The organism is Pseudomonas sp. MWU12-2020 (assembly GCF_023100605.1).
In the GTDB taxonomy this organism is placed as follows: domain Bacteria; phylum Pseudomonadota; class Gammaproteobacteria; order Pseudomonadales; family Pseudomonadaceae; genus Aquipseudomonas; species Aquipseudomonas fluorescens_H.
Genome location: NZ_JALMEX010000002.1, coordinates 639104 through 654745, shown reverse-complemented (window position 1 = coordinate 654745; position 15642 = coordinate 639104). Strand labels below are relative to the sequence as shown.

At 60.4% G+C, this 15642-nt stretch carries 14 protein-coding genes; 3 read left to right on the top strand and 11 right to left on the bottom strand.

Features of this window, described 5'->3' with window-relative positions:
* Positions 1–217: 217 nt before the first annotated feature.
* From M0814_RS07095 to M0814_RS07085, 3 genes are all read right to left on the bottom strand, one after another.
* The gene (locus M0814_RS07095; protein WP_112997801.1) at positions 218–1315 is read right to left on the bottom strand and encodes an extracellular solute-binding protein; all 1098 of its coding nucleotides are present in this window, start codon (positions 1313–1315) and stop codon (positions 218–220) included.
* Positions 1316–1317: 2 nt separating this feature from the next.
* Entirely contained in the window at positions 1318–2439 is a 1122-nt protein-coding gene (gene aguA / locus M0814_RS07090; protein ID WP_103486526.1) for an agmatine deiminase, read from the bottom strand.
* Between the two features lie 99 nt (positions 2440–2538).
* Complete coding sequence (locus M0814_RS07085) at positions 2539–3423, bottom strand: LysR substrate-binding domain-containing protein (protein ID WP_103486527.1); 885 nt, start codon at positions 3421–3423, stop codon at positions 2539–2541.
* A 208-nt stretch (positions 3424–3631) separates the two neighbouring features.
* On the opposite strand from M0814_RS07085, the gene M0814_RS07080 reads away from it, so the two are divergent.
* Positions 3632–4120 (top strand): GFA family protein, encoded by a 489-nt coding sequence (locus tag M0814_RS07080; RefSeq protein ID WP_103486528.1) that lies wholly within the window; start codon positions 3632–3634, stop codon positions 4118–4120.
* Positions 4121–4244: 124 nt separating this feature from the next.
* On the opposite strand, the gene M0814_RS07075 is transcribed toward M0814_RS07080, so the two are convergent.
* The 3 genes from M0814_RS07075 to miaE form a co-directional block, all read right to left on the bottom strand.
* A complete protein-coding gene (locus M0814_RS07075; RefSeq protein WP_003224101.1) occupies positions 4245–5531 on the bottom strand; it encodes an ATP-binding protein in 1287 nt (428 codons plus the stop codon).
* Positions 5532–6239 (bottom strand): response regulator, encoded by a 708-nt coding sequence (locus M0814_RS07070; protein WP_045122404.1) that lies wholly within the window; start codon positions 6237–6239, stop codon positions 5532–5534.
* Between the two features lie 147 nt (positions 6240–6386).
* Positions 6387–6995: a tRNA isopentenyl-2-thiomethyl-A-37 hydroxylase MiaE gene (gene miaE / locus M0814_RS07065; RefSeq protein WP_003224098.1), complete on the bottom strand. Its 609-nt coding sequence runs from the start codon at positions 6993–6995 to the stop codon at positions 6387–6389.
* Positions 6996–7154: 159 nt separating this feature from the next.
* On the opposite strand from miaE, the gene M0814_RS07060 reads away from it, so the two are divergent.
* Entirely contained in the window at positions 7155–8018 is an 864-nt protein-coding gene (locus tag M0814_RS07060) for a universal stress protein (RefSeq protein WP_103486529.1), read from the top strand.
* A gap of 111 nt (positions 8019–8129) precedes the next feature.
* On the opposite strand, the gene M0814_RS07055 is transcribed toward M0814_RS07060, so the two are convergent.
* The gene (locus M0814_RS07055; protein ID WP_003224096.1) at positions 8130–8600 is read right to left on the bottom strand and encodes a DUF1289 domain-containing protein; all 471 of its coding nucleotides are present in this window, start codon (positions 8598–8600) and stop codon (positions 8130–8132) included.
* Positions 8601–9067: 467 nt separating this feature from the next.
* Here M0814_RS07055 and acnB point away from each other — a divergent pair, with 467 nt between their 5' ends.
* On the top strand, positions 9068–11677 hold the full coding sequence (gene acnB, locus M0814_RS07050; protein ID WP_045122402.1) for a bifunctional aconitate hydratase 2/2-methylisocitrate dehydratase: 2610 nt from the start codon (positions 9068–9070) through the stop codon (positions 11675–11677).
* Positions 11678–11750: 73 nt separating this feature from the next.
* Here acnB and M0814_RS07045 read toward each other — a convergent pair whose 3' ends face one another.
* The 4 genes from M0814_RS07045 to M0814_RS07030 all read right to left on the bottom strand — a co-directional run bounded on the left by M0814_RS07045 (position 11751) and on the right by M0814_RS07030 (position 15429).
* Entirely contained in the window at positions 11751–13397 is a 1647-nt protein-coding gene (locus M0814_RS07045) for a SulP family inorganic anion transporter (RefSeq protein WP_112997795.1), read from the bottom strand.
* 80 nt (positions 13398–13477) lie between these two features.
* Positions 13478–14758, bottom strand: a complete 1281-nt coding sequence (locus M0814_RS07040; RefSeq protein WP_003224089.1) for an HAAAP family serine/threonine permease — start codon at positions 14756–14758, stop codon at positions 13478–13480.
* A gap of 253 nt (positions 14759–15011) precedes the next feature.
* Complete coding sequence (locus tag M0814_RS07035; RefSeq protein WP_177434681.1) at positions 15012–15182, bottom strand: hypothetical protein; 171 nt, start codon at positions 15180–15182, stop codon at positions 15012–15014.
* A gap of 52 nt (positions 15183–15234) precedes the next feature.
* Complete coding sequence (locus M0814_RS07030) at positions 15235–15429, bottom strand: hypothetical protein (RefSeq protein WP_103484404.1); 195 nt, start codon at positions 15427–15429, stop codon at positions 15235–15237.
* Positions 15430–15642 lie beyond the last annotated feature (213 nt).

Genomic DNA, 15642 nt, shown 5'->3' with positions numbered 1-15642 from the left:
ACATTTTGAAATGCGTTCCCCTGTGGGAGCGGGCTTGCTCGCGAAGGCGCCAGTCGATTCAACCTCAAATCAGAGACCAGACTTCAACCGGCTGAACGCCCGAATCAAAGCCCGATTGAACGCCTTGCCATTGTCATGCTTGCCCCCACATTTTGAAATGCGTTCCCCCTGTGGGAGCGGGCTTGCTCGCGAAGGCGCCAGTCGATTCAACCTCAAATCAGAGACCAGACTTCAACCGGCTGAACGCCCGAATCAAAGCCCGATTGAACGCCTTGCCATTGTCATTCTTGCTGTACAGCGAAGCCCGCACCGCCTCCGACGGATACGTCCCCGGATCATTTCGGATCGAGGCATCGACCAAAGCATCCGCCGCCGTGATCGCATTGGCGTAATGGATGGTGTCCGTGATCGGCGCGATCACCTCGGGAGTCATCAGGTAATCCATCAACGCCAGCCCGGCCTGCGGATGCGGCGCGTCCTTGGGAATGACCATGGCGTCGAACCAGATCAGCGTGCCCTCCTTCGGGATGCGGTAACTGAGCTGGAACGGCTTGCTCGCCGCTTGCGCCTGCCCTGCTGCAATCGCCACGTTGCCGTTCCACGACATCGCCACGCAGGTGTTGCCGTTAGCCAGGTCGCTGATGTTCAGGTCGTTGTCGAAGTAGCGAATGTACGGGCGGATCTTCGCCAGTTGCTGCTCGGCGAGCTTCAGGTCATCAAGGTTCTGCCGGTTGATGTCCAGGCCCAGGTACTTCATGACTGCGGCGAACACTTCGTTTGGATCGTTGAGCAGACTCACCCCGCAATCGGCAAATTTAGAGACCACGGCCGGATCGAACAGCATCGCCCAACTGTCCGTTGGCGCCTCCGGCAGACGCTGCTTGATCGCCTGCTCCTGATAACCGACGCCGGTCGTGCCCCAAGCGTAGATTCCAGCAAAGCGGTTGCCCGGATCGAACACCGCCATGTGCTGACGGAACTCTTCACCGACGCCGGAAAAATGCGGCACCCGCGCCTTGTCCAGCGGCTGGATCGCACCGCTCTCGATGGCCCGCGACAGGTGCTGGCCGGCAGTCAGCACCAGGTCATAACCGCTGCGCCCGGTGAGCAGTTTGGTCTCCACGGTTTCCAGCGAATCAAAGTGATCGGCGACCACATGAATGCCGGTCTGCGCCTCGAAATTCTTCAGCGTATCCGGGGCCAGATACTCACCCCAGATGTACAGGTTGACCACCGGTCTGGCGGTGTCGGCGGCCTGCACACACAGGGGTGCAAGCACCAGCAGTAACGCTTGAGTCAGTTTGTGCAGGCCCATCATCACACCCCCTTCTTGTGAGGCGCGCCGGCGTATTGCGGCATGGTGATGCACGCAACGTTACCGCCACCGAGGAGGATTTCCCGGGAGTTTTCGATGCCGACAATCTTGTGCTGCGGGAACAGTTCGGCGAGGGTCGCCAGGGCCACCTGGTCGTTGCGATCACCGAACAGCGGCACCACGATCGAGCTGTTGCCGGCGTAGTAATTGATGTACGACGCGCAGATTTTGGTGCCGGCCTGACGGGTGTGCGTGCTGTCCTGCTGATCGAGGCCTTCGGCTTCTTCGGCAGTCCACTCCAGCACGTCCGGTTGCGGCAGTTTATGCACGATCAACTCGCGACCACGGCTGTCGCGGGTGCTGCGCAGGATGTCGTAGGCCTCCTGATAGATTTCCCACTGCGGATCATCGCGGTTGTCGGTCCATTGCAGCACCACTTCGCCCGGGCGTACGAAGCACGCCAGATCATCGACATGGCCATCGGTCTCGTCGAACTTGCAGCCCCGTGGCAGCCAGATCACCTGCTCGGCGCCGAGGTAATCGGTCAGGCGTCGAGTGACCTCGTCCTTGCCCAGATGCTGGTTGCGATTGCGGTTGAGCAGGCACTGTTCGGTGGTGAGGATGCTGCCCTGGCCGTCACTCTGGATGCCGCCGAGTTCGGCAATCAGCGGTGCGCGGTAACGGTCGAAACGTTCGATTTCGAGGATCTTGCTGGCGATCTGGTCGTCCTTGTCCCACGGGTAGTACAGCCCGCCGTCGAGCCCGCCGTAAGCGTTGAATTCGAAGTCGACGCCACGCACTTCGCCGCTCTGGTCGTTGACCACGAAACACGGACCGCTGTCGCGGAACCAGGTGTCGTTACAGGTCATCTCGACCACGCGCACCTGCGGCGGCAACTGGCGGCGGGCAGTGGCGAATTGCGCAGCGGAGGCGCACACGGTGACCGGTTCGCTCTGCGCGATGGCGCTGACAATCTGTACCCACACTTTCTGCGCCGGTTTCGCACCGTTGCGCCACACGTCGGTGCGCTCCGGCCAGCCGAGCCAGCAACCGGATTTGGCTTCGAATTCGCCGGGCAGACGAAAGCCGTCGTGTTTGGGGGTGGAGTCGAGCAAACGTGCCATGGTCAAACCTCGTCTTGGGGTTGGGAATGACCACAGGCTACGGTCGCGGACGGCTGGCCCGCCAACGATGATTATTGCGGAACAGTTGAATTCAACTCATCAATCGGCCAGTTGATCGTTGAACCATTCGAGCATCTGCGCCACTGCCGGACGCTCCAGGCGCAGTCGCTCGCAGACCAGCGCGTATTGGCCAAGCGCGGTCATGCTTGACGCGAACGGCCGCACCAGGCGCCCGCTCAGCAAGTCCTCCTGCGCGGTGAGGTTGTCGCCCATCGCCACGCCCTGCCCCTGCGCCGCCGCTTCCAGCGCCAGACCGGCGTGGGCGAAATACAACTGGCGCTGCGGGCGCAGATCGCCGGCGTGACTGGTGAGCCAGGCGGTCCAGGTCTTGCCGTCCTGATCGTCGTGCAGCAAGCAATGACGGGCCAGGTCCTTCGGGGCTTTCAGAGAGCCCTGGTTGAACAGTCCGGGGCTGCACACCGGGAAGAATTGCAGCGCCGGCAACGGCCTTACGAAGTAGGCGCTGCTGTCCACCGGGCCGGTGCCGTAGGTGATCGCCAGATCGATATCTTCGCCGGGGGCACTGGCGTCAATCGGCTGCTCGTAGAGATGCAGGGTGATGTGCGGATAGCGTGCGTAAAAATCGGTGAGGCGGTTCATCAGCCACTTCTGCGCCAGTTCTGCGGTGACCGCCAGGCGCAACACCGCCAGCGAGGATGGATCGCGCAGTTCATCACAGGCCTCGCCGATCAGTTCGAAGGCCTGCTGCAGGCTCTGCATCAAGCGCCCGGCGGCGATGGTCGGGCGGATCTGCCGGCCTTCGCGGATGAACAGCGAGACGCCGAGTTGTTCTTCAAGTTGCCGGATCTGGTGACTGACCGCGCTGTCGGTGACGCACAACTCGGCGGCGGCCCGACCGAAATGCGCGTGGCGGGCGGCGCATTCGAAGGTTCGCAGGGCGGCCAGTGAGGGGAGTCTTCGCATGGATTGGGGGGCCTTTTTTGGGGACATGCTGACCGGGCCTTGAGCAGGCGTCCAGTGGCACCGCGTTATCGTTCTTCGCGAGCAGGCTCGCTCCCACATTCTCGAACGCGCTCCCCTGTGGGAGCGGGCTTGCTCGCGAAGGCGTCAACATGATCACCACAAATCTTCTAGGCTCAACCGCACCCATCCAGCCAACCGGAGGCCCCCCATGCACCTCGAAGGCTCCTGCCACTGCGGCGCCGTCACCTTCAGTCTGACCAGCGCCCACCCCTACCCTTATCAACGCTGCTACTGCTCGATCTGCCGCAAGACCCAGGGCGGTGGCGGTTACGCGATCAACCTCGGCGGCGATGCGGCCAGTCTCAAAGTCCAGGGTCGCAAGCACATCAGCATCTACCACGCGAAGATGAAGGAAGAAGGCGAAAAGCGTGCCCATCGCAGCACAGCCGAGCGGCATTTCTGTTCTCAGTGCGGCAGTGGCTTGTGGCTGTTCAGCCCGGAATGGCCGGAGCTGATTCACCCGTTCGCTTCGGCCATCGATACGCCGCTGCCGGTGCCGCCGGAGCACACGCATTTGATGCTGGGGTCGAAGGCGCCTTGGGTCGAGGTAGATGCGAAGCCCAAGGACAAACAGTTTGCGGTGTATCCCGAGGAGTCGATTGCGCAGTGGCATGAGCGATTGGGGTTGGTCAAATAAGTACAGTTTTGTGGTGTGATTGATGGCCCTATCGCTGGCAAGCCAGCTCCCACAGGTTCCGGGGCGTACACAAAGCCTGTGGGAGCTGGCTTGCCAGCGATAGGGCCGGAACTGACAGCACAAATCAGTCCAGATGCGCCCAGGTCATCCGGAACGACGCCCCACCCCAAGCCGATTCCCCGACCTCGACCTGCCCGCCATGGGACTGCGACACCCGCCGCACCAGCGCCAACCCGAGCCCGAATCCACCGGTTCGCCGATCGCGACTGGCATCCAGCCGCGAGAACGGTTCGAAGATCTTCTCCCGACCTTCCACCGGCACACCCGGACCGTCGTCGTTGACCCGCACTTCGTAGTAATCGCCGCTGCGCACCAGCGTCACTTCGACTCGCTGCTCGGCATAACGAATGGCGTTGCGCAGCAGATTGATCACCGCCCGCGCCATGAAGCGCGGCTCGATGCGCACGGTGTCGAGCCGACAATCACCGATCAGCAACTGCACCCCCGCCGCTTCCGCCTCCAGCGCGACGCTGCCAACCACGCTGTCGAGCCAGTTGGCGGCCTGGATGTTTTCACGCTTGATCACCGTCGCGCCACGTTCGAGGCTGGCGTAGGTCAGCAGCTCGGAGACCATTTCTTCCAGCTCGCCAAGGTCGGCGTACATGTCGGCGATCAGTTCGCGGTTCTGACTGGCGTCCGGCTGTTGCTTGAGTTGGTCGAGTTCGAACGACAATCGCGCAATCGGCGTACGCAGTTCGTGGGACACCGCGTTGGTCAGCTCGCGCTGATTGGCGATCAGGCTTTCGATCCGCGCCGCCATCAGGTTGAAGTGCTCGGCCAGATCGCGAATGTTCGAGCGTTTCGACAGTTGAATGCGCACCGACAGGTCGTTGTCGCCAAAGCGTTCGGCGGCCAGACGCAGTTTTTCCAGATCACGCCAGTGCGGGCGCACCCAGAAGAACAGGACGATGCCGATCAGCACTGCGAGCATCGCGTAAGCCACCGCGATGTAGAACGGCATCAGGCTCGGCTCGGGCGGCAGCTTGATGCTGAGCAGTTGCGAGCCACCGTCGATGTTGCTGATGAACTGGGTGTAGTTGTCGCGAATCACCAGCAGGTTCTGCGCCAGTTCGGCCTTTTCCTCAGCGCTGAGCGCCAGTTGATCGGCCTCGACCAGTTTCAGCGACAGACCGTAGTGCGGACGCAACGCTTCCAGTTGTTGCTCACGCGCCGCTCCCTGCTGATCGCGCATGTGTTCGACCAGTGACCACGCCTGACCGCGCACTGCTTCACGGTTGTAGGCCTGCATCTGATTGTCGAGCAACGCGTTAAAGGTGTGCTCGACGGTTTGCAGGGCCAGAACCAGCCCCACCGTCATCACCAGAAACAGCCCGAGGAATAACCGCAGCATTTACAGCTCCCACGCGAACGGATTGAACAGGTAACCCTTGCCCCACACGGTCTTGATGCACACCGGCTCGCGGGGATTGTCTTTGAGTTTGTTGCGCAATTTGCTGATGTACACGTCGACGCTGCGGTTGAGCCCGTCAAAAGCGATACCGCGCATGCGATTGAGGATGTCATCGCGGGACAGGGTCTTGCCGGCGGCGCTGGCCAGCAGCCACAGCAGCTCGAATTCCATGGTGGTCATTTCGATGATCTCGCCGGCCAGACGCACTTCGCGGCAGCTGCGATCGATGCTCAACCGTCCGAACTCCAGCGAGCTGACCACGCCGCTGTCCGGCACCTGGCGCCGCTGCAAGGCGCGCAACCGAGCGAGCAATACCGGCGGTTTGATCGGTTTGATTACGTAGTCATCGGCGCCGGATTCCAGACCGAGAATGTGGTCGAGATCGTCTTCCTTGGCGGTGAGGATGACAATCGGCGTGTCCGCCACACTGCGAATTTCCCGGCACACATGCAAGCCGCTCTGCCCCGGCAGCATCAGGTCGAGCACCACCACTTTGGGCTGGAACTCGAGAAACGCGGCCACCGCCAGATCGCCGCGATGCACCGCGCGCACTTCGTAGCCATGCTGTTCGAGAAAGTGCGCAATCAGCGTGGCCAGACGCTCGTCGTCTTCGACCAGCAGGACTTTGCCAAAACCCAGGTTATCCATAACGACCGTCTGCCAACCCATGTGTGAAGTGGGCGACAGTATGGCGGCAATCGCCGCCGAGGCGTTGTTTCGGGCAGCAAAAACCGGCCGCAGGGGCCGGTTTTCGGTGATATTTCATACTCTTAAGAGTTTTTAACAGTTTGTGTCTCAGGCCGCAGCCGGCACACCACTGTGAAAGCGGAACTCTTCATCCGGCGACTCGATCAGCTCCTGCTCGGCAGCACGCACCTTGTCGATCACCTGAGCGATGTCCTTCGCGTCGCCGTACTGGTAAGCCAGTTTCAGATAACCCTGAAAATGCCGCGCCTCGCTTTTCAACAGGCCGAAATAGAACTTGCCGAGTTCTTCGTCGAGATGCGGCACCAGTGCTTCGAAACGCTCGCAACTGCGCGCTTCGATAAATGCACCGACCACCAGCGTATCCACCAGTTTCACTGGTTCGTGACTGCGCACCACTTTGCGCAGACTCGACGCGTAACGCCCGGCGTGCAGCTGGCGCAGCTCGATCTTGCGGCGCTTCATGATGCGCATGACTTGTTCGTGGTGCACCAGTTCTTCCCGGGCCAGACGCGACATCATGTTGATCAGGTCGACGTGGGAATGGTACTTGGCTATCAGGCTCAGCGCGGTGCTGGCGGCCTTGAACTCGCAGTTCTTGTGGTCGATCAGCAGGGTTTCCTGATCGGCCAGTGCCGCCTGGACCCAGGCGTCAGGCGTGCGGCAGCCAAGGAATTCGTGGATTTCGGGAAGGATCATGGGGCTCACGGTAAAAGGTGTACGAGCAAAGGCCGCCGATTATACCGGCCTGCCCGCAGACCACCAGTCGCAGGCGTTGATATGCATCAAGTCGCAGGCACATGAGCAGCAACTATAGTTGTGCTACGCCGTGCCTTTTCTTTGCTGGAGACTCCGCTCATGCAAGCCATTCGCAGCATTCTGGTGGTCATCGACCCCGAACATTCGGAAAGCCTGGCGCTCAAGCGCGCCAAGTTGATCGCCGGTGTGACGCAGGCCCATCTGCACCTGCTGGTGTGCGACCGCAAGCACGACCACGCGGCCATGCTCGGTGTACTCAAAGCCGCGCTGATCGCCGATGGCTACAGCGTGACCACCGAACAGGCGTGGAACGAGAGCCTGCACGAAACCATCATCGATGTGCAGCAGGCCGAAGGCTGCGGACTGGTGGTCAAACAGCACTTCCCCGACAGCGCCCTGAAAAAAGCCCTGCTGACCCCGGCCGACTGGAAACTGCTGCGGCACTGCCCGACCCCGGTACTGCTGGTGAAAACCAGCACACCGTGGAAAGACCGGGTGATTCTGGCGGCCGTCGATGTCGGCAATGCCGATGGCGAGCACCGGCATTTGCACACCACGATCATCGATCACGGCTACGACATCGCGAGCCTCGCCAAGGGGCATCTGCATGTCATCACGGCCCATCCGTCGCCGATGCTGTCCTCGGCGGATCCGGTGTTCCAACTCAAGTCGACGATCGAGGCGAAGTACCGCGAGCAGTGCAAGGCGTTTCAGGCTGAATTCGATGTGGATGACGAGCATCTGCACATCGAGGAAGGCCCGGCGGACGTGCTGATTCCGTTCATGGCGCACAAGCTGCAGGCGGCGGTGACGGTGATCGGCACCGTGGCGCGAACCGGGTTGTCAGGCGCATTGATCGGCAATACCGCCGAAGTGGTGCTGGATGCGCTGGAAAGCGATGTGCTGGTGCTCAAGCCGCAGGAGGTTGAGGATCATCTGGTGGAGTTGGCGGTGAAGCATTAAGCGTTGCGGTGCCTGAAACGGCCTCTTCGCGAGCAAGCCCGCTCCCACAGTGGATTGATGTCGAACACAAAATCCCTGTGGGAGCGGGCTTGCTCGCGAAGCTTTTGATCTTCAGGCGCCGAAGGCGTCCTTGAGGAAACCGGGAGCGATGTAACGCTGATAATGCGCTTCCGACAGCAGGAAGAATTCCCGATCAATGGCATCGCGCAACTCCGGCAGGTTCCAGTCGCGGAACTCCGGCAGCAACACCATCCCGTAGGCTTCCAGATTAATGATCACCCGCGCCCCGCGAGCAATCAGCTGATAGGCCCAGCAATATTCCGACTGATGCGGCACGAAGCGGATCTTGCGCTGTTCCAGTTGCAGGCGCAGACGCGCCGGATCGAAGATCTCGACCTTGCTGGCCATCACTTGTGACAGCAATTGCTCCAGCCGCAACCACACCGCACGCTTTTCCTCCTCGCCGTAACCATTCCAGTGGATCACTTCGTGGTGGAAACGCTTGCAGCCACGGCACACCAGGTCTCCGTAAACAGTGGAGCAGAGGCCGACGCAGGGGGTCTTGATGGTCTGATTGGGCATAAATTGGCAAAACACTGAAACGCGGAACAGGCCGGCATGTTAGCCCTTTGTCGGGCATTGATCACCCCTCAAACGTCAGGGGCAAGCGCTGGCTCGCGGTTTGCCTCACCTGCGCACAACGCCACCAAAGTCCAATAGAGCGCGACTTACCTTTAAATTTTTTTTGCCGTAGAATCAGCCAGCCTTTTAAGGCGCCAATGTCCGTTAGAAGCTGTTTTCAAAGCGTCACGAGCACAGTCGTTCCTTCAGAGCGGTGTTGGCGAAGGGTTTTTCCAGCGGGGAAAAGCCCAACGCCAACCCTCATCAGCTCCCCGTTCTGCAGGCGTAAAACTTTGAAAGCAGCTTCTGTAAGGAATGGTCGGTAATTCTGGCTAAGCGGCCCACAACGCCGCGCAGCGCATGAGTACGAGCATTTCGCGACGAGCGTCCCGGACACCCATTTGGGACCACTGATGAGGGTAATAACTGTGCTTGAAGCCTACCGCAAACATATCGAAGAGCGTGCAGCCCTGGGTATCGTTCCCCAGCCGCTTAACGCCGAACAAACTGCAGGCCTGGTCGAGCTGCTGAAGAATCCTCCGGCTGGCGAAGAAGCTTTCCTCGTTGACCTGATCACCAATCGCGTACCACCAGGCGTGGACGAAGCCGCTTACGTCAAAGCCGGTTTCCTGTCGGCCCTGGCCAAAGGCGAAGTCTCCTCCCCTCTGCTGGACAAGAAGCGCGCTGTAGAACTGCTCGGCACCATGCAGGGCGGCTACAACATCGTGACCCTGGTTGAACTGCTGGACAACGCCGAACTGGCGCCAGTGGCTGCCGAAGAACTCAAGCACACCCTGCTGATGTTCGATGCCTTCCACGACGTGGCTGAAAAAGCCAAGAACGGCAACGTTCACGCCAAAGCCGTGCTGCAATCCTGGGCTGACGGCGAGTGGTTCAAGAAGCGCCCGGTACTGGCCGACAAGATCAGCCTGCGCGTGTTCAAGGTCACCGGCGAAACCAACACCGACGACCTGTCCCCTGCGCCAGACGCCTGGTCGCGTCCTGATATCCCGCTGCACGCCCTGGCCATGCTGAAAATGGCTCGTGACGGCATCGTTCCGGACGAGCAAGGCAAGACCGGCCCGATGAAGCAGATCGAAGAGATGCGCGGCCAAGGCTTCCCGATCGCCTACGTCGGTGACGTGGTCGGTACCGGTTCCTCGCGTAAATCCGCGACCAACTCGGTCCTGTGGTTCTTCGGCGACGACATCCCTTACGTGCCGAACAAGCGCGCTGGCGGTTTCTGCTTCGGCAGCAAAATCGCTCCGATCTTCTACAACACCATGGAAGATGCCGGCGCACTGCCAATCGAGTTCGACGTGTCGAACATGAACATGGGCGACGTGATCGACCTGTACCCGCACGCAGGCAAAGTCTGCAAGCACGGTACCGACGAAGTCATCACCACCTTCGAAATGAAGACCCCTGTGCTGCTGGACGAAGTCCGTGCCGGCGGTCGTATTCCGCTGATTATCGGCCGTGGCCTGACCGAGAAGGCTCGCGCCGAACTGGGTCTGCCAGCATTCGATCTGTTCAAGAAGCCTGAAGCACCGGCTGAAAGCACCAAGGGCTTCACCCTGGCGCAGAAAATGGTCGGCAAGGCTTGCGGTCTGGCAGAAGGCCAAGGCGTTCGTCCTGGCACCTACTGCGAACCGAAGATGACCACCGTGGGCTCTCAGGACACCACCGGTCCAATGACCCGTGACGAACTGAAAGACCTGGCGTGCCTGGGCTTCTCCGCTGACCTGGTGATGCAGTCTTTCTGCCACACCGCGGCGTATCCGAAGCCGATCGACGTGACCACCCACCACACCCTGCCTGACTTCATCATGACCCGCGGCGGCGTTTCCCTGCGTCCTGGCGACGGCATCATCCACTCGTGGCTGAACCGCATGCTGCTGCCGGACACCGTGGGTACCGGTGGTGACTCGCACACCCGTTTCCCGATGGGCATCTCGTTCCCGGCCGGTTCCGGCCTGGTCGCGTTCGCCGCTGCCACCGGCGTCATGCCGCTGGACATGCCGGAATCGATCCTGGTGCGCTTCAAAGGCAAAATGAAACCTGGCATCACCCTGCGTGACCTGGTTCATGCCATTCCTTACTTCGCCATCCAGAACGGTCTGCTGACCGTCGAGAAGAAAGGCAAGAAAAACGCCTTCTCCGGCCGCATCCTGGAAATCGAAGGCCTGGAAGGTCTGACACTGGAGCAGGCGTTCGAACTGTCCGACGCCTCGGCCGAACGTTCGGCTGCCGGTTGCACCATCAAGCTGTCGAAAGAGTCGATCACCGAGTACCTGCAGTCCAACATCACCCTGCTGCGCTGGATGATCGGCGAAGGCTACGGCGATGCACGTACCCTGGAACGTCGCGCGCAAGCGATGGAAGCCTGGATCGCCAACCCTGAGCTGATGGAAGCCGATGCCGACGCCGAATACGCCGAAGTCATCGAAATCGATCTGGCCGACATCAACGAGCCGGTACTGTGCGCACCGAACGATCCGGACGACGCCCGTCTGCTGTCCAGCGTTGCTGGCGAGAAGATCGACGAAGTGTTCATCGGTTCGTGCATGACCAACATCGGTCACTTCCGCGCTGCCGGTAAACTGCTGGATCAGGTCAAGGGTCAGCTGCCTACCCGTCTGTGGCTGTCGCCGCCGACCAAGATGGACGCTCACCAACTGACCGAAGAAGGCTACTACGGCATCTACGGCAAGGCCGGCGCGCGCATGGAAATGCCAGGCTGCTCGCTGTGCATGGGTAACCAGGCACGCGTTGAGCCGAACAGCACCGTGGTCTCGACTTCGACCCGTAACTTCCCGAACCGTCTGGGCGACGGCGCGAACGTCTACCTGGCTTCGGCCGAGCTGGCGTCCGTGGCTTCGATCCTGGGTCGCCTGCCGACCGTCGAGGAGTACATGGAATACGCTGGCAAGATCGACAGCATGGCGGCCGATGTCTACCGCTACCTGTCCTTCGACCAGATCGCCGAGTTCCGTGAAGCAGCTGCGAACGCCAAGATTCCGGTCGTTCAAGCCTAACGTTACAAAGCAATAGAAAACGCCGCCCATCGTGAGATGCGCGGCGTTTTTTTATGCCTTGGAATACCGGGGGTTAAGTGTTGAGTTTGAGGGCTTGCCGGACCGCGCCATCAACGCTCAGCCCGCTAAGCGTCACGCCATTTGCTTGCACTTCAGGCAACGCCTCCAGCACCGCCAGTGCCTCATGCTTGAGCCGCGCCAGAATCAACCGTTTGCCTTCCTGATGCACCCGCAGGAAAAACTCCTGCATCGCCTCGATGCTGGTGCCGTCCAGGTCCGGGGTTTCCTCCAGACTCAGGATCACCGTGTGCACCGGCGCCTCCGAATGGCGAATCAGGCGCAACGCTGCACCGAGAATCCGCTCGACGTTGGCAAAGAACAACGCCTCACTGGGCCGCACAATCAACACTCCCGGCTCGGTTGTCGCCGTTGGATGACGTTGCAGATCGACAAAATCATGCCCGCCGTCGATCCGCCCGAGCACCTGAATGTCCGCCGCCGACATCTGTTTGAGCATCAGCAGCACGCTGATGGCCACCGACACCAGCAACCCGTCGAGAATGCCCAGTACCAGCACCGCCCCCACCGCGCACAGCACCAGCACCCGATCCCGGCGCCAGACGAAATAGCGCCCCAGCGGCTGCAGACTCAAGCCCCGCGCCAGCGCATGAATCACGATGGCCGCCAGAATCGGCTCCGGCGTCAGAGCGATCCACGGCAGTACCGTCAGCACGATCACCAGTACCACCAGCGCCGCCACCCCACCGGCCCAGCGGGAAGTCGCCCCGGCAGCCTCGTTCGCCGACGTTGCCGAATACCCGGCCCCCGCCGGCATGCCATGGAACAATCCCGACAACAGATTCGAGGCACCCAGCGCCAGCAGATCACGGTTGGAGGTCACACGATCACCGTGCTTAAGCGCGTAAGAGCTGATCGAACCGTAAGACTCGGCGTACAGAATCATTACCAGCGCGAACCCGACCTCACCCAGCCGCAGCCAGTCGGCAAACGGCAACACCGGCAGGCTCGGCACTTCAAGGCTCAGGTCGATTAAACCGATCATGCTCACGCCATGAGCCGGCAGGTTCAGCCATTGCCCGGCGACAATGCCGATCACCACCACCAGCAAACCACCGGGGACCCGTGGAAAGCGCGAAAACAGTCCCAACAGCAGCAACGCCACCGCTGCGACAGCCGCCGCCGGCCAGTTCCATTGCGGCAGTTGTTCGAGTAATTGCGGGGCGAAGCGCACCAGATTGGCGTCGGTCAGATGCACGCCGACCACGCTGGCGACCTGCTTGAGGATGATGGTCAGGGCCAAGCCGAAGGCAAACCCACGCAGCACCGGCTTGGCGATAAACGACGTGACAGTGCCCAAGCGGAATACTCCGGCCAGCAAGAACAACCCACCGCTGACCAATACCAGCCCGATGGCCAGCGTAGAACGCAGCTGCGGATCGCCATTGGCCAGGGTTGCAGTCGCCGCCGCCAACACCGCCGCCGAGGAAGAAGTGGCCGAAACAATCGCAAAACGGCTGGTGCCAAACAGCCCATAACAGAGTAACCCGGCAAACAAGGCGATCACCCCGGCCTGGGGCGCCAGCGCGGCGATGGTGGAATAAGCGACTGCTTCGGGCAACAACAGACCAGCAATCGACAGACCGGCGAGGATGTCCTGCCAGCGATTGGGTGGTTCTACAGGTTGGGGCGCGCTCGACAATCCACTGTCTCCAGACGAAAAAAAGCCGCTGTGCGCATCACGCACAGCGGCCACTGTAGCTGAGTATCTGGAGCTTTGGCTTACGCCGTCAGCGAATAAATCAACGCCGAAATCGCCACCAGACCTACGGCGGTGACAAACACGTTCGACGCCTGACCGCGATAGCGTGCCATCGCCGGGACTTTACGGATGGCGTACATCGGCATCAGGAACAGAATCGCGGCGATCACCGGGCCACCGATGGTCTCGATCATGCCGAGGATGCTCGGGTTCAGGGTCGCGACGATCCAGCACACCACCAGCATGAACGCCGCCACGATGCGATCCAGCGCCTTGGCGCCCGGACGCTTGCCGCTCTTGACGATCAGGCCCTTGAGGCCTTCGCTGGCACCGATGTAGTGGCCGAGGAACGACTTGGAGATTGCCACGAACGCAATCAACGGCGCCGCGAAAGCGATGGTCGGATTGCTGAAGTGGTTGGCCAGGTACGACAGGATCGACAGGTTCTGCGCCTTGGCTTCGGCCAGTTGTTCCGGCGACAGGGTCAGCACGCAACTGAAGACGAAGAACAGCACCATCACCACCATCAGCAGGTGGGCGCGGCACAGGATCTGCGAGCTGCGCTGGTCAGCGTTGACCCCGTAACGACGCTTCTGGTCCACCGCAAACGCCGAGATGATCGGCGAGTGGTTGAACGAGAACACCATCACCGGAATCGCCAGCCACAGCGTGTGCAGCAGCGCCGACGGCGCCGGTACTTGCGAAGCGGTGGTGAGAATGCCGCCATTCCAGTGCGGAATCAGGTACACCGCGAGGAACAGCAACGCAACGATGAACGGGTACACCATCAGGCTCATCGCCTTGACGATCACCTGCTCGCCGCAACGCACAACGGCCAGCAGGCCGAGGATCAGCACGAACGACAGCAGCGCGCGCGGTGGCGGCGTGATGTGCAGTTGATGGTCGAGGAAACTGGCGACCGTGTTGGTCAGACCGACGCTGTAGATCAGCAGGATCGGGAAAATGGCGAAGAAGTACAGCAAGGTGATCAGCGCGCCGGCCTTGATGCCGAAATGCTGCTCGACCACATCGGTGATGTCCGCGCCTTCGCGACCGGAGAGTACGAAGCGGGTCAGGCCTCGGTGGGCGAAGAAGGTCATCGGGAAGGCCAGCAGCGCGAGGATCACCAGCGGCCAGAAGCCACCCAGACCGGCGTTGATCGGCAAAAACAGGGTACCGGCGCCAATGGCCGTCCCGAACAGTCCCAACATCCACGTGGTGTCATGGCGATTCCAGCTCGACAGTTCAGCTGGTGCTGCCGCTTCATAGCGTTCGTCGACGCTATTGGCCTGATCATTCATCCGGTCGGATCTCCGCATTCCGGTCACTTGCCACTCGGTCAGGACGCGTCGGAAAAAACCGACAGACATGCTCCGGCCGAAACAGGGGCGCGATTCTCCGCGATAAATGAGCAGAAGCAAAGACTTAGCTGAGGAATGGTTGTACGGAGCAGATCAGCGGGTTGTCGTTTTCGGGAAAAATCCTGTCGGCTGCGGATACGCGAGATGTCGTTTTCCGGCAAGTTTCAACGCCAATTCGAACGACAGGACTTGATCAGATCGATCGAGCCAGGAGAAATCCGAGCGACATGCAAAACAGGCCGAACGCCAACATTCCCAGGATTGGGTAAATATCGCCCTTGTTTTTAATACGCATTCTTTCTTCCCACTCATCGTGCTCACGTTCCAGTTCTTCCATTCTGGCTTTGAGGTCATAGGTGTTCATGTACGTTTTTCCTTTTTGGCTTATGGGTCTGACGGTGGTGAAACAAAAACACTCAAAACTTGAAAAAAACACTTGCTACCGCAGTGATTGCAGTCACCAGGGCACCTAATACGGCGAGCGGATATAAATACGTTTCCCTGCTTAGCTTCTTTTCTTCCGCCAGAAGTTTTTTTCTTTCGGCGATGAGTTTGCGTGTTTCATTTCGGAGCCTTTCGAGTTCCAGGTGTTCTCGATTGTTTTGAAGCATTTGCCTTCCTTGGCGATTGGCAGTCATTGCCCGGGCTGCTTTGTGCCCACATGATTTCGCGTTCATCACCATTCCGATAGCAGATGCATCTGCCAAGTTCGTAGGCAAAATCCGCGAAAATTGTAGGCAGCCTCATACAAAAACAGCGGCGAATTCATCACTCCACACTTTCAATTTGGCCGACATGCTCTAGCGTGAGAGGAGTCCCCTGCC

Coding starts and splice junctions, on each gene's coding strand:
- M0814_RS07095 (WP_112997801.1), bottom strand. CDS start 1,315: ATGGGCCTGCACAAACTGACTCAAGCGTTACTGCTGGTGCTTGCACCC.
- aguA (WP_103486526.1), bottom strand. CDS start 2,439: ATGGCACGTTTGCTCGACTCCACCCCCAAACACGACGGCTTTCGTCTG.
- M0814_RS07085 (WP_103486527.1), bottom strand. CDS start 3,423: ATGCGAAGACTCCCCTCACTGGCCGCCCTGCGAACCTTCGAATGCGCC.
- M0814_RS07080 (WP_103486528.1), top strand. CDS start 3,632: ATGCACCTCGAAGGCTCCTGCCACTGCGGCGCCGTCACCTTCAGTCTG.
- M0814_RS07075 (WP_003224101.1), bottom strand. CDS start 5,531: ATGCTGCGGTTATTCCTCGGGCTGTTTCTGGTGATGACGGTGGGGCTG.
- M0814_RS07070 (WP_045122404.1), bottom strand. CDS start 6,239: ATGGATAACCTGGGTTTTGGCAAAGTCCTGCTGGTCGAAGACGACGAG.
- miaE (WP_003224098.1), bottom strand. CDS start 6,995: ATGATCCTTCCCGAAATCCACGAATTCCTTGGCTGCCGCACGCCTGAC.
- M0814_RS07060 (WP_103486529.1), top strand. CDS start 7,155: ATGCAAGCCATTCGCAGCATTCTGGTGGTCATCGACCCCGAACATTCG.
- M0814_RS07055 (WP_003224096.1), bottom strand. CDS start 8,600: ATGCCCAATCAGACCATCAAGACCCCCTGCGTCGGCCTCTGCTCCACT.
- M0814_RS07040 (WP_003224089.1), bottom strand. CDS start 14,758: ATGAATGATCAGGCCAATAGCGTCGACGAACGCTATGAAGCGGCAGCA.
- M0814_RS07035 (WP_177434681.1), bottom strand. CDS start 15,182: ATGAACACCTATGACCTCAAAGCCAGAATGGAAGAACTGGAACGTGAG.
- M0814_RS07030 (WP_103484404.1), bottom strand. CDS start 15,429: ATGCTTCAAAACAATCGAGAACACCTGGAACTCGAAAGGCTCCGAAAT.